Origin of the sequence: Gleimia coleocanis DSM 15436, from assembly GCF_000159015.1 — a bacterium.
GTDB classification, from domain to species: Bacteria; Actinomycetota; Actinomycetes; order Actinomycetales; family Actinomycetaceae; genus Gleimia; species Gleimia coleocanis.
In genome coordinates this window covers 484,644-497,859 of sequence record NZ_DS999545.1, presented here as the reverse complement: position 1 = coordinate 497,859, position 13,216 = coordinate 484,644, and the positions used below count along the sequence as shown (strand labels likewise).

The 13,216-nt window shown below is 50.2% G+C and carries 10 protein-coding genes; 4 read left to right on the top strand and 6 right to left on the bottom strand.

All coding sequences use genetic code 11. The features are described 5' to 3' along the window. Nucleotides 1-202: 202 nt before the first annotated feature. Genes gatB through gatC form a run of 3 tightly spaced genes read right to left on the bottom strand, consistent with a single transcriptional unit; the run spans nt 203 to nt 3,490 of the window. Nucleotides 203-1,693, bottom strand: a complete 1,491-nt coding sequence (gene gatB, locus HMPREF0044_RS07175; RefSeq protein WP_040313097.1) for an Asp-tRNA(Asn)/Glu-tRNA(Gln) amidotransferase subunit GatB — start codon at nt 1,691-1,693, stop codon at nt 203-205. A 2-nt stretch (nt 1,694-1,695) separates the two neighbouring features. Then, nucleotides 1,696-3,192, bottom strand: a complete 1,497-nt coding sequence (gatA, locus tag HMPREF0044_RS07170; protein ID WP_006547465.1) for an Asp-tRNA(Asn)/Glu-tRNA(Gln) amidotransferase subunit GatA — start codon at nt 3,190-3,192, stop codon at nt 1,696-1,698. 1 nt (nt 3,193) lies between these two features. Continuing rightward, nucleotides 3,194-3,490: an Asp-tRNA(Asn)/Glu-tRNA(Gln) amidotransferase subunit GatC gene (gatC, locus tag HMPREF0044_RS07165; protein ID WP_006547464.1), complete on the bottom strand. Its 297-nt coding sequence runs from the start codon at nt 3,488-3,490 to the stop codon at nt 3,194-3,196. A gap of 113 nt (nt 3,491-3,603) precedes the next feature. On the opposite strand from gatC, the gene HMPREF0044_RS07160 reads away from it, so the two are divergent. Next, complete coding sequence (locus tag HMPREF0044_RS07160) at nt 3,604-4,869, top strand: phospholipase D-like domain-containing protein (RefSeq protein ID WP_006547463.1); 1,266 nt, start codon at nt 3,604-3,606, stop codon at nt 4,867-4,869. Nucleotides 4,870-4,943: 74 nt separating this feature from the next. Here HMPREF0044_RS07160 and HMPREF0044_RS07155 read toward each other — a convergent pair whose 3' ends face one another. Together HMPREF0044_RS07155 and HMPREF0044_RS07150 are read right to left on the bottom strand one after the other, a co-directional pair. After that, on the bottom strand, nt 4,944-5,192 hold the full coding sequence (locus tag HMPREF0044_RS07155; protein WP_006547462.1) for a WhiB family transcriptional regulator: 249 nt from the start codon (nt 5,190-5,192) through the stop codon (nt 4,944-4,946). A 169-nt stretch (nt 5,193-5,361) separates the two neighbouring features. Next, nucleotides 5,362-8,217, bottom strand: a complete 2,856-nt coding sequence (locus HMPREF0044_RS07150) for an FtsK/SpoIIIE domain-containing protein (RefSeq protein ID WP_040313096.1) — start codon at nt 8,215-8,217, stop codon at nt 5,362-5,364. 108 nt (nt 8,218-8,325) lie between these two features. Here HMPREF0044_RS07150 and ligA point away from each other — a divergent pair, with 108 nt between their 5' ends. Next, nucleotides 8,326-10,746 carry an NAD-dependent DNA ligase LigA gene (gene ligA, locus HMPREF0044_RS07145; RefSeq protein WP_006547460.1) on the top strand — a complete coding sequence of 807 codons (2,421 nt, stop codon included), beginning with the start codon at nt 8,326-8,328 and terminating at the stop codon, nt 10,744-10,746. Nucleotides 10,747-10,758: 12 nt separating this feature from the next. Here the strand turns inward: ligA and HMPREF0044_RS07140 are convergent, their stop codons facing one another. Then, a complete protein-coding gene (locus HMPREF0044_RS07140; RefSeq protein WP_006547459.1) occupies nt 10,759-12,216 on the bottom strand; it encodes a sensor histidine kinase in 1,458 nt (485 codons plus the stop codon). Between the two features lie 74 nt (nt 12,217-12,290). Here HMPREF0044_RS07140 and HMPREF0044_RS07135 point away from each other — a divergent pair, with 74 nt between their 5' ends. Together HMPREF0044_RS07135 and HMPREF0044_RS07130 are read left to right on the top strand one after the other, a co-directional pair. Then, nucleotides 12,291-12,773 (top strand): DUF2505 domain-containing protein, encoded by a 483-nt coding sequence (locus HMPREF0044_RS07135; RefSeq protein ID WP_006547458.1) that lies wholly within the window; start codon nt 12,291-12,293, stop codon nt 12,771-12,773. A gap of 17 nt (nt 12,774-12,790) precedes the next feature. Continuing rightward, nucleotides 12,791-13,198, top strand: a complete 408-nt coding sequence (locus HMPREF0044_RS07130; RefSeq protein ID WP_006547457.1) for an OsmC family protein — start codon at nt 12,791-12,793, stop codon at nt 13,196-13,198. Nucleotides 13,199-13,216: the final 18 nt, after the last annotated feature.

Sequence of the window (13,216 nt, the reverse complement as noted above, 5' to 3'; positions counted from 1 at the left end):
TCAACCAACCCAGTAAAGGTGCCAGCGCCACAGCACCTCAGTGCCGCGCAACAAAATACAACTTTACCCACCCAACCCCACCGAACACAAATTCAAACCACGTGAACCCCACCACACAACTTCTAGAGCCTACGACATCCCCTCATAAAACACTTCTGGGGTAGAAGCTAACTCGCTTCTACCCCAGAAATCATGCTTGAACTCAGATACGTTCCATAATCAGTTCACGCACGCGACCAGCATCAGCCTGACCACGCGTAGCCTTCATGATTGGACCCATCAGAGCGCCAATAGCAGCCATCTTGCCGCCCTTAATCTTTTCAACTACATCAGGGTTATCTGCCATTGCCTGTTCGATCGCAGCAATCAGTGGACCGTCATCAGAAACAACTTCCAGGCCGCGACCAGCGATTACCTCTTCTAATGAGCCTTCGCCAGCCAATACGCCCTCGAGAGCAGAACGTGCCAACTTATCATTCAGCTTGCCCGCGTCCACCAAAGACTGTAGCTGTGCAACCAGCGCAGGGGTAACTGCCAACTCCCCCAAGGAAAGCTCAGCTTCCTTAGCCAAACGAGACAACTCACCCATCCACCACTTACGTGCAGCTGCTGGAGTAGCACCTGCTTCAACGGTCTCAAAGATCAACTCCAACGCATCTGCTGCAACCACGTCACGCATTTCCAAATCAGAGAAGCCCCACTCGCCACGCAGGCGACGGCGACGCGCACCTGGCAGTTCAGGCATAGTCGCGCGCAGTTCTTCAACCCACTCACGGCTAGGCTGCACTGGCACCAAATCTGGTTCTGGGAAGTAACGGTAATCTTCCGCATCAGACTTTTCGCGACCAGAAGAAGTAGAACCATCCTCAGAGTGGAAGTGGCGGGTCTCCTGAATTACCTTTTCACCAGCTGACAGAATCGCTGCCTGACGAGAAATCTCGTAGCGGACCGCCTTATCGATCGCGCGGAAAGAGTTCACGTTCTTAGTTTCAGTACGAGTACCGAAAGGAGCATCCACAGAAGGACGCAAAGAAACGTTAACGTCAGCACGAACGTTACCACGCTCCATACGAGCCTCAGAAACACCCAGTGCGCGGAAAATGTCACGCAAAGTCTGCACGTACTTTGCAGCTACTTCCGGAGCTCGTTCCCCTGCCCCCTCAATAGGGCGGGTAACGATTTCTACCAGTGGCACGCCTGCACGGTTGTAGTCACACAAAGAGTATTCAGCGCCGTGAATACGACCGGAAGCCCCACCCACGTGCGTGTTCTTACCAGCATCCTCTTCCATGTGTGCACGTTCAACCTGCACGCGGAAGATTTCACCGTCATCAAGCTCAACATCAACCCAACCATCATGAGCAATTGGCTCATCATACTGAGAAGTCTGGAATGCCTTAGTTAAGTCCGGATAGAAATAGTTCTTACGTGCGAAACGGCAGTATTCTGCAATCTCACAGTTCAGAGCCAAACCAATCTTAATCGCATATTCAACTGCAGTGCGGTTAACAACTGGCAAAGAACCAGGCAGTCCTAAAGAAGTTGGGGTTACGAAAGTATTTGGTTCACCACCGAACTCATTTGGGGCCGCGTCAAACATCTTAGTTACAGTACCCAGTTCAACGTGAACTTCCAGACCTAAAACTGGATCAAACTTGGCTACTGCATCTTCATACTTCATTAACTTAGCCATTTTCACGCATCCTCTTCCCAAGTCTTAGCTGGGCAGTTGCCCGCTACATCTACTGCGTCTTCAACAAAACGGGCTACGCGGTACATTACGTCATCCTTACGAGCTGGCGCGATTACCTGGAAGCCAACTGGCAAACCATCTTCAGCAACACCGGAAGGAATAGACATCGCTGCTACACCTGCCAAGTTAGCTGGGATGGTGGCAATGTCATTGAGGTACATCGCCATTGGATCATCGCTCTTTTCACCGAACTTAAATGCGGTGGTTGGAGCAGTTGGGGAAACCAGCACATCACACTTTTCAAAAGCAGCTTTGAAGTCATCCTGGATTAAAGTACGAACCTTCAAAGCAGCACCGTAGAACTGATCGTAGTAGCCAGAGGACAGCACGTAAGTACCCAAGATAATGCGGCGCTTAACTTCTGCGCCGAAACCAGCTCCACGGGTAGCTGCCATAACTCGCTGTGCAGTAACTGGACCTTCAGTTGGTTCCACGCGAATACCGTAACGCATACCGTCAAAACGCGCCAGGTTAGAGGAAACTTCCGCAGGCATAATCAAATAGTAAGCTGCCAACGCATAATCGAAGTTAGGACAGGATACTTCTACAACTTCAGCGCCACGAGCTACCAGGTTTGCAACTGCTTCATTGAAGGAAGCCAAAACCCCAGGCTGATAGCCTTCACCGGAAAGTTCCTTAACGACACCAATCTTTACACCAGTCAGGTCGCCCTCGGAACGAGCCGCATCCAGCAGACCAGTCGCAACGTCAGTGAGGGAAGTGGAATCCATTGGGTCATGCCCACCAATAAGTTCCTGCAAAGCCGCTGCGTCAGCAACCGTACGGGTAACTGGGCCAATCTGATCCAAAGAGGAAGCCATCGCAATAGCACCGTAGCGAGAAACCGCACCGTAAGTTGGCTTCACGCCAACGGTGCCAGTGACTGCGCCAGGCTGACGGATGGAACCACCCGTGTCGGTACCCAGTGCCAGTGGAGCCATGTATGCGGAAACCGCTGCTGCGGAACCACCGCCGGAACCGCCAGGAATACATTCCAGATTCCAGGGGTTGCGGGTTACTCCGAAAGCAGAGTGTTCAGTGGAAGAACCCATTGCGAATTCGTCAAGGTTCGTCTTACCCAAAATAGGGAGCTTCGCTGCCTTAATCTTCTTTACAACGAAAGCATCGTAAGGAGGAATCCACCCCTCCAGAATCTTAGACGAACAGGTGGTAGGAATACCGCGGGTAACCAGGTTGTCTTTTAACGCGATTGGCACGCCAGCCAGCGCGTGCAGTTCTTCACCCGCTGCACGCGCAGCATCAACTTCTCGAGCTGTTTCCAGTGCACCCTCAGCATTCACGTAGAGGAAAGCGTTGACTTTTCCGTCTACTTTTGTGATTCGGTCCAGGCAAGCCTGAGTAAGTTCAACGGAGGTGAGTTCTCCGTCGCGAAGCATTTGTGCCAGTTCCAATGCTGACTTAGTTAGAAATTCCTGCATATCAGTCTTCTCCTAGAATCTGTGGCACCATGAACTGACCATATTCAGCTACTGGCGCGGATGCCAGTACTTCGTCACGGTCAAGGAGTTCTCCAACCACGTCGTCACGCATGACGTTTACCAATGGGATTGGGTGTGATGTGGAGGGGGTTTCAGCAGTTACGATTGAAGCTACTTTTGCTACTGAGTCGGTGATTACACCGAGTTCGGAGGCAAATCGAGCAACTTCTTCATCAGTTAAAGCAATGTGCGCCAGCTCTGCTAGGCGGCGGACCTCTTCGTTAGTAAAAATCGACATACTTATTAGTATAGGAGTATTCGTGACGTTTAGTTAGCTACGGTTAGAAAAACGAACGCACATTCTTGGACGCGGTTAGTTATCGATGTCACTAATTGCTTAAACTCGTATGCATGGGTAAGAAATTTCATTTTCATTCGTTGTCGCAGAAAGCGTGGAAGGGCATCAAGATAGCTGCTTTAACCACTGGCTTAGCGCAGGCTACTGCCATTACTGCATTAATCACGATTGATGAGATTCGTAAGCGTCGCGCTCCGGCATCGAGTGGTTTTCCTGCTTTAGCACCGGCACGTAATTATGTTGCGGGGAATGCGGTTACTTCTTACTCTGAGGGCAATAGTCTGTATCGCGACATGCTAATGGCGATTGATGGGGCTGAGCATTTCATTTATTTTGAGACTTTTATTTGGAAGTCGGACCGGGTTGGTAAGGATTTCAAGAAGGCACTTTACCGGGCGGCTGAGCGCGGGGTGAAGGTTTACTGCATTTACGATGGTTTCGCGAATATTGTGGTTTCGCCGGCGTTTAAGCATTTCCGTAAGCACCCGAATTTGTTTGTGAAGAAGATTCCGGAGGTACGTTTAGGCGCGTTGACATTGAATATGCGTCATACGGGCCGTGATCACCGTAAGATTTTGGTGGTGGATGGGCATACCGGTTTCATTGGCGGATATAACATTGGCAAGTTATATGCAGATGAGTGGCGGGATACCCACGTGCGTTTGGAGGGTGAGGCCGTTTGGGAATTGGAAAATGGCTTCATTGATCAGTGGAATTATTTCCGAGGGCGGTCTTTGCCAGCTCTTCCGCGCAAGGGCGTGCGTAAGTGGGAGTCGCAGATTAATGCTGCGCATAATCGCCCCTCGGCTCGTTTGTATCCGATTCGGGGTACTTATTTAGATGCGTTTGAACGAGCTAACTCGCATATTTATTTAACTTCTGCGTATTTTTTGCCTGATCGTGAGATTTTAGGTGCTTTATTAGCTGCTTCTAATCGTGGTGTAGATGTCAAGATTTTGATTCCGCGAAATTCTAATCACGTGGTGGTTGACTGGATTTCAGCTGCTTTCTTTGATGTGCTGTTAGAAAATGGTGTGGAGATTTGGCTTTATAAGGATGCGATGATTCACGCGAAGACGGCTACAGTAGACGGCCGTTGGTCGACGGTGGGTACAGCTAATATTGACCGCCTGTCGATGGCAGGTAATTTTGAGGTTAATATGCAGTTCCAGTCCACTGAGTTTGCACAGCGGATGGAAGATATTTTCTTAAATGATTTAACTTCTGCAGAGAAGCTAACTCATGATAGTTGGCGTAAGCGTCCAGCTGTGCAGTGGGCGGTGGAACTGTTATTGAAGCCCTTGGGACCTCTTTTCTGAGTCACTTTTTAGGAATTATTTTGGGGGACGTAGTTTTACTACGTCCCCCAAAATATTGTGCTCTTTATCAGATGTTACAGGCCACGGCGTACGCGGGCGCTGCGTCGCTTTAGGGCGCGACGTTCATCTTCACTCATACCGCCCCAAACACCGGAATCCTGGTTATTTTCGAGCGCCCATTGCAGGCAGGTTTCCTGGACGGAGCAAGTAGCACAAACAGCTTTAGCTTCAGCAGCCTGTGCGATAGCTGGACCAGTATTCCCGATTGGGAAGAAGAGTTCTGGGTCCACGCTTAAACACGCTGCGCGACTACGCCAATCCATAGTTCTGTGCTCCTCGCGATTACTATTTGTTTTCTGATTACGCGCCTGCAACCGGTTGTGGCTCAAACGCTCGTAGATAACAAGTGTGTATCATTCGCGGCAGGTTTGACAAGAGATAGCACCACGTTTCACATTATGAAATACTGTGCAACTCATCACCTTGATTTTTTTAACCGGTATACCGTAGCCACATTCCCCCATTTTTAAGCCATACTCCCCGATCTGCCACTAAAAGCAACTTTAGATATTTAGGCAGTTTTAACCATTGTAATTGCCCAGCCAGAAGGCGAGTATACCCAGTAATGCAACATGCATTTTGCTTAATATCTGCACACTCCATACCAGCGGGCTTAGGACTTTCTACCCGAACCACCATTCCTGCAGCACGCAATAAAGCAATTTCTGTACTTTCAGAAATATTATCCGTATATATAAGAAGCTCAGTTGTAGATACCTTTTGCCTACAAACAGCAAGCAGATCCCCCTCCGCAATATCGACTAGTTCTGCCGACGAATTTCTCTTAGCAGAGCCTGCCTGCAGACCTACAGTTAATGTAACCGCACCCGCTAATGTCTCAAGACCTTCCCAACGCAACACTATCGCCTCAACAAAAGCTTCAGAATTAGCAGTTAGCACAGGTAAAAGCTCCAACCCCTTAAGTATTTCTCTACTCAATCCCAAGCTTTTACCCGTACTAACACCTAGTCGAAGTAATACTTTGTCGACTCCCTTACAAAGATTCAGCTCACCCGGAGCAACACCCACTAAAACTCGTTGTCCACCACGTATTACCTCATCCCAAAGTTCCCGGCCACTCCCCAATCCGAACTCAGCATCAACCCTTTGTACAAAACCGTATAAATCCGCAATCAACACTGGAATCCCTAAAATCCGCGCGTTATTTAACAAAACCCACCAAAGTGAAATATCCGCCTCATCCAAAGAAATACAAGCCGACGCCCCACACTGCTGTAATAAACGCTCACGCACCGTCCCTTCAGCTGCTACTACTAAAACTCCCGTTTTCCAAACTAAGGGCATAAAATCACGCTGCTGAGGCAAATCAACCCATCCCAGGAAACAATCCGCATCGTCAACAGGTATGCTAAGCCTCCCTGACTCAAAGGCCTCTCCTAAGCTCGGCTGCCATAAAGTTGGCGCCTTCTTCCGTCCATACTCCACCTGCGCCGTAGAACTAGTTATTGCCCAACGCCCTCGAGAAAGCTCAGGCTGCCCCGCCACCGAAATGAAAGAAACCCCCGGTTCAGAAACCTCAAAAGCCTGCGCAGACCCCAAAACGTCCAAAGAATCCGCGAGCGTAGCCGTACGAAATGCAATCCGCAAACTCACGTTAGCGCGCAACTGCGCAGGAATCACCCCGCCGGCCGACTGCGTTGCCAAAACCAAGTGCATCCCTAAAGAACGCCCTCTGCCAGCCAAATCCAACAAAGTTTCTAAATCCTGAGCATGTGTTTGTTGCATCACTCGGAACTCATCTACCACACAAAGAATCCGCGGCGGAGCAGTATCCGCGTCAGCTTCCTCCCACTCAGCTAAATCTGCGAAACCAGCTCTCAATAAATCTCTTTCACGAGATTTCAACTCAGCAGCCAAGCCCAGCAAAATCCGCTGAGTTAAGCCCGCCTCTAAATCCGTAACCAGCCCTTCCGTATGCGGGTAATTCTGCAACCCCTGCAAAGTCGCCCCACCCTTATAGTCAAATAACACCAAACGCAGTTGCTGCGCCGTATAGTAACGGCAAAGCTGTTGCAGCCAAGTACGTAACGCCACCGATTTACCCGACCCCGTAGTGCCAGTAATCAGCGCATGCGGCCCCTGCGTAACCAAATCAATCCAAAGTGGGTTGCCCTCTGTATCGATCCCCACCGGGACCCGCAACCCGCCCACACGCGGACTATCAGGTAAGAGCTTTTCCTCAGAGACTGCCACCAGGCGGTCTAAAGCCTCTAAATCTAAAGTCTCTTGGATTAAAGCAATGCCCACATAATGCCTCTTTACTTGATTTAACGCTGCACCACGTAAAACCGGTGCTAGAGCTAACCGCAAACGTAAATCAACAATTTCTAAACCAGCACCAGCAGAAAAAAGCCAAGTTTGCTCGCCCGACTTCACCTGCACGTCACCGCTTTTGCGCACAGTTAAAGAAGCAGTCAATCCCGCCTGTTTTAGTTTCAAAAGCGTCAGCAACCCCAGAGTAAGGCAATGTGATTCCAAATCAGTGCCTTCAACTTCTACTAACCCCGCTGGCAGCCGGCAAGCACTACCCGGACCTTGAGTAAACCAAGCCACATTAAAAGTCTTACACCAACGTACGCGCACAGCATCTGGCAGCGTAAACGAAACCTCAGCCGGCACCTGTTTAGAACCCACTACAACCGGCAGATGGGGAATATATGCCGGTGAAAACTTCCCAACCTGTTGCTTTACAAACCACCATCGCAACGCCATAAATACCCCGGTTGTTACCAGTATCATCCCCAAGTATTTAAGAAGATTCAAAGGCAACCAACGGCTAAGCAACATGGTTATAGAAACCAACGGGAAAATGAAAAACCAACTACGTCGGTTAAGAAAAGTTCGTCTACTTGCTTCAGCACACGCAAAGTCAGCTTCAGTGAGTTTAAAAGACTCATCAGGTGTACTCAGCTGCCAGTAGTTATCCCCGATTTTAAGCACTTCCCCCGGATGTACTACCGTAGTTCCAACAACTGGTTTAAAGCGAGTGAAAGACCGCGGGAATCCCGGTAATAAGCGCCGAAAAGAACCTTTAAACACCCCGTTCAGGGAATGTAAGTCAGTTACTTGTACCAAGTAATTTACTGAACTATAAGTAAGACAAGCGTGTAGCTGGGAAGTTTCCAAATCAGTTAGTTCTACACCTGAGCTTGACCATTGGACGCCCCGCCCTAGGATGAAACTCCCCTCCTCTAAAGGAAGTAAAGTACCCGAGTCTGGTCCTGCCAAGCAATGCAAATGCAAAGGGAAAGATTGAATGGTACGCATAAGTCGATTCCAACACTTCCCCACTAGTATTTTCCAGAAGGCATAGAAAACCTGGGGATAACTCCCCGCCTCAAACTACCCTGGGGAAAACTATGAGAAACTTAGTTTATGAGTGACATTTTTGATCCCCAGCTTGATTTATTCGCTACAGCGGAAGAACCCTCCACTGAAAAAACTCCAGTGGATACTCCCGTTCCGGCAGAAGCCACTGCGAAATGGCGTGACCTGGTTACCGAAATCAACCAAATGCGGTTCGACTACTACAATCTGGACGCGCCAACCGCATCAGACGCTGAATACGATGTCCTCTTTGAAGAACTAAAAGACTTAGAAGCCAAGTGGCCTATGCTGGTCACTCCAGACTCCCCCACCCAGACCGTGGGTGGTAGCGCCGTAAACACTTTCGCCCCCGTCGCACACCGCATTCCAATGCTGAGTTTAGACGACGTTTTCAGTGTGGAAGCCACCCACCAGTGGTTAGACCGGTGCCTCACAGGACTGGGAATGAACCAAGTGGAAATCCTCGCGGAAGTCAAAGTTGATGGCCTGGCAGTTTCCATTCTGTACGAAAATGGTTTACTAACCCGCGCAGCAACCCGCGGTGATGGGCGCGTAGGTGAAGACGTCACTGCGAACGTGCTGACCATCAGTAACGTACCGCGGCAGCTAACCGGAGATTTCCCCGCGAGCGTAGAAGTGCGCGGCGAAATCTACTTCCCCATCGCAGATTTCCTTGATTTTAACGAGCAGCGTGCGTTACGCGGCGAAAAAACCTTTGTGAATGCGCGTAACGCGGCCGCGGGTTCACTGCGGCAAAAAGACCCTGCCGAAACTGCTAAACGTCCGCTGGCAATGGTCTGCCACGGCATTGGCATTTACGAGGGCGGTCAGTCTCAACCCGATTCCCAGCATGCTTGGTATGAGCAGTTAAAAGCTTGGGGACTACCAGTTTCTGAATACACACGTCTGATTTCCACACACGCTGAAATTGATGAAGTAATCGAATACTTCGGAAAGCACCGCGCTGACCTTTCACATGAGATTGACGGCATGGTATTTAAAGTAGATTCCCGCCAATATCAAGCCGCTTTGGGAACTACCTCGCGTGCTCCTCGCTGGGCAGCTGCCTACAAATTCCCACCCACTGAAGTACACACTCGCCTGCTGGACATCCGCACCCAAGTGGGCCGCACCGGCCGAGTCACCCCCTACGGTGTCATGGAAAAAGTCCTCGTAGCTGGCTCCCACGTTTCCTCAGCCACCCTACACAACCAAGATGAAGTGAAACGTAAAGGCGTTCTCATTGGCGACATGGTAATCCTCCGTAAAGCCGGCGACGTTATCCCCGAAATCCTCGGACCAGTCGAATCACTACGTGACGGAAGTGAAAGAGCCTTCGTCATGCCCAGCCACTGCCCGTCCTGTGGCGCACCCCTTGCCCCAGCAAAAGAAGGCGACGTAGACCTACGCTGTCCAAACCAAGCATCCTGCCCCGCACAGATCACCCAGCGCATCAGTTTCATGGGCGGACGCTCAGCTTTCGACATTGAAGGTTTAGGTGACGAATCCGCACTGGCACTCACCCAGCCAGAAGTAAACCGTTTCGAAGTCATCTCCGCACTAGCAGCCGGAGAACCCGTACTACTAGCAGAAACCGACACCAGCGAAGATAAAACCATACAGTTAGACAGCTTCACCCGCGAAAACCTACACCACGGCGAGCTCATCACGCAAGCAGAACAGCTACTGCCCCGCCCTAGTGAAACCGTCCTCACCTCAGAAGCCGACATTTTCAACCTCACTGCCAACGCCGTAAAAGACGTCTACGTATGGAAGTATGGAAAATTCCCCCGCAACGTTGCCGACGAAACCGGGTACGAGGAAGGATGGCGACAAATCCGCGCCTTCTGGTCAACCGGGCGTCGCCTCAAATCAGGAGAATGGGCAAAAGGTCAAGAACCAAAACCCACCCAGGATCTAACAAAAATGCTTGACCAGCTTGAAAAAGCTAAACAACAACCACTCTGGCGAGTCCTCAACGCCCTATCCATCCGCCACGTTGGGCCCACAGCGTCACAAGCCCTCGCCGACCATTTCCGCAGTCTAGATGCCCTGCAACAAGCCAGCGTAGCAGAACTCGCCGCCGTGGAAGGCGTAGGACAAATCATTGCCGAAGCCGTAGTTGCCTGGTTCCAAGTAGACTGGCATAAACACATCGTAAACACGTGGGCTGCTTCCGGCGTACGCATGGAAGACGAAGCCACCGAAGAACTCCCCCAAACCCTAGCGGGACTCACCATCGTAGTCTCTGGAACTATGCCCGGTTACGACCGCGAAAGCGCCAAAGCCGCCATTATCGCTCGCGGTGCGAAAGCCTCTTCTTCAGTTTCAAAGAAAACTTCGCTGGTAGTTGCTGGCCCAGGAGCAGGATCCAAAGCCACTAAAGCAGAAACTCTGGGAGTACCACTGGTGGATGAGACTAAGTTCCAGCTGCTTCTAGATGAAGGCTTAGAAGCTGTACTTGCCTGAGGCTTCCGAAAATCAGTCAAGTTCCAGGTGGAGCACTACGCGTGTGCCCGGACCATCCTCGCGACGCAACCAGTCGATTGAACCATCCAGCTCACCCGCCACCACTGTAGAAACAATCTGCGTTCCCAAACCAGAACAAGCCCGCCCCGGCTCAATCCCAATCCCATCATCAACTACAGTAACCTCAAGATTCTTACCATCGCGGGCAGCTTCAATAACCACAGTGCCTTCCTTATCTGGATAGCCGTGTTCAACCGCGTTAGTGACTAACTCAGTCAAAACCGTAGCCAAAGCCTGGGCATTATCAGCAGACACGATTCCGAAGTCGCCACGAATCTCTAACCCTACCGTATGTTGAGTTTTCGCCAGCACCACCGCCAGCTGCAGAACCTGCTTCGCCACCTCATTAAAATCCACGTGCTCATCAACTGTCTGCGACAAGGCCGCATGCACCGTTGCAATAGTCGTCACACGACGTTCCGCTTCAGCCAGTGCAGCTTTCACTTCCTCAGACTCAGAACGACGCCCCTGCAAACGAATCAAAGCTGAAACTGTCTGCAAATTATTCTTCACACGATGGTGGATTTCGCGAATCGTCGCGTCCTTCGTCATCAGTTCCAATTCGCGGCGACGCATTTCCGAAACGTCACGGGTAAGCAAAACAGCTCCCAAACGTTTAGAACCATTAATTAAAGGCACCGCACGTAACGTAACCGTCGCCTGAGCTGACTCTAACTCTGCCCGCCAAGATGCTTTACCCATCACCACAACCGCCAGGGTTTCATCAATGCGATTATTGTTCTGCGCAATCTGAGTGACATCTTCAATTAGTAACCGGCCAATCAGATTATCTTTAATACCCAGACGACGCAGACAAGAAATAGCATTTGGTGTAATCTCTTGCACAACGCCATCGGAATCTAAAAATATTGCCCCATCCATAACGCGTGGTTGCCCATGCTGCACGGCTGCCGGAGTTGCGTCATAAGGGTACTCGCCGCGCGTAATCATATCCGCCAAAATCCGCGCTGCCCCCATCGTCCAAGAAGCATCCCGCCCCGTCGAACGTGGTGCAGAGAGGTTCGACTCCGCCGTAATAATCGCAATAGTGCGATTACTACACACTACTGGGATGAACTGTTCTTTCAAAGAATACGCGCCCGCAAACTTAGCGGCGTCTTCCTGAATTACCGTCTGACTAGCAAAGGCTACTTCCAACATGGATGCGCGCGTGGAAGCCGCGTACATTCCCACTACGTCTTCGAAGTGGACGGTAGAAGTCGTTGCCGGACGAGCATGTGCAACCGCCACAAAACGCTGATCGCGGGTTGGCAGCCACATCACTAAATCAGCAGCCGCTAAGTCAGAAATAACCTGCCAGTCCGCCAGGATTAACTGGAGCCAGTCAATGTCTTCAGGTAACAGGGTTTCATCAGCGACGCTGCGTGCGAATTCAGTCAAACTTTGCATACTTCTACTTTACGGTTTAAGAAGTGATTTTGTTACTTTACCCGTAAAGTAGGAAGTAACTGTGAAAGGAAATAATGAAAACTTCTTTTGAAATCGCCTACCCTGCTTCTTTAGAAAAAGTTTGGGAAGTTCTTTCTACCCCAGAGTTTCTAACTACCCGCGTGACTGATCAGGCGCAGTTAGATTGTGCTGCTTCGGTAAATGAAACTGACCGTGGCTTCGTTGCCTCTACCAATGTGCAGGCAGATCCGGCAGAGTTGAAGCTCCCCCCGATTGCAAAAAAGTTCATTCCGGAAGCTGGCATTAAAGTGCAGGTTCGTGAGGATTGGGATAGGACTGCAGGCACCTCCACTTTGGAAGTGGATGCGGGTGGTCTGCCAGTGAGCGTTTCGGGGTTCTCTCGTTTAGTTTCCGAGGGCGCTCAAACAAAACGTATCACTGAAGTTGAGGTAAAGGTCTCTATTCCACTTTTTGGGAAGAAAATTGAACAGGTAGCGGTTGAGAATATTGAGTCTCTAATTACCGCTGAAACTCAAACTTTTAAAAAGTTCATCTAGTATTTGAGGAGTCAAAAATGGCTAAGTCACTGTGGTTAGAACGAGTAGGTACCGGTTCCTTCGTTGGTCATTCTTCTGAGGGCCCGTCTGTGAAGATTGGTCACGCTCCGGATGAATTTACCCCGGGTGACTTGCTGAAGCTAGCTTTAGCTGGTTGTAACGCGACTTCCTCTGACGCGCGTTTTGCAGCGGTTTTAGGTGATGATTACAAGTCTACTATCGGTGTTTCCGGCGACTGGGATGCGGAAACTGACCGTTTCACTCACATGGATATTGAGATTGTTACTGACCTGACGAATCTCTCTGACGAAGAACTAGCTACTTTAGAACGCCGAGTACGAGCAGCTATTGAGCGTCGTTGCACTATCTCTCACACTCTTAACCAGGGAATGACTGACAGTTTGGTCATTACTTCTGAAGGCTAATCAGACTAAGTTTAAGGA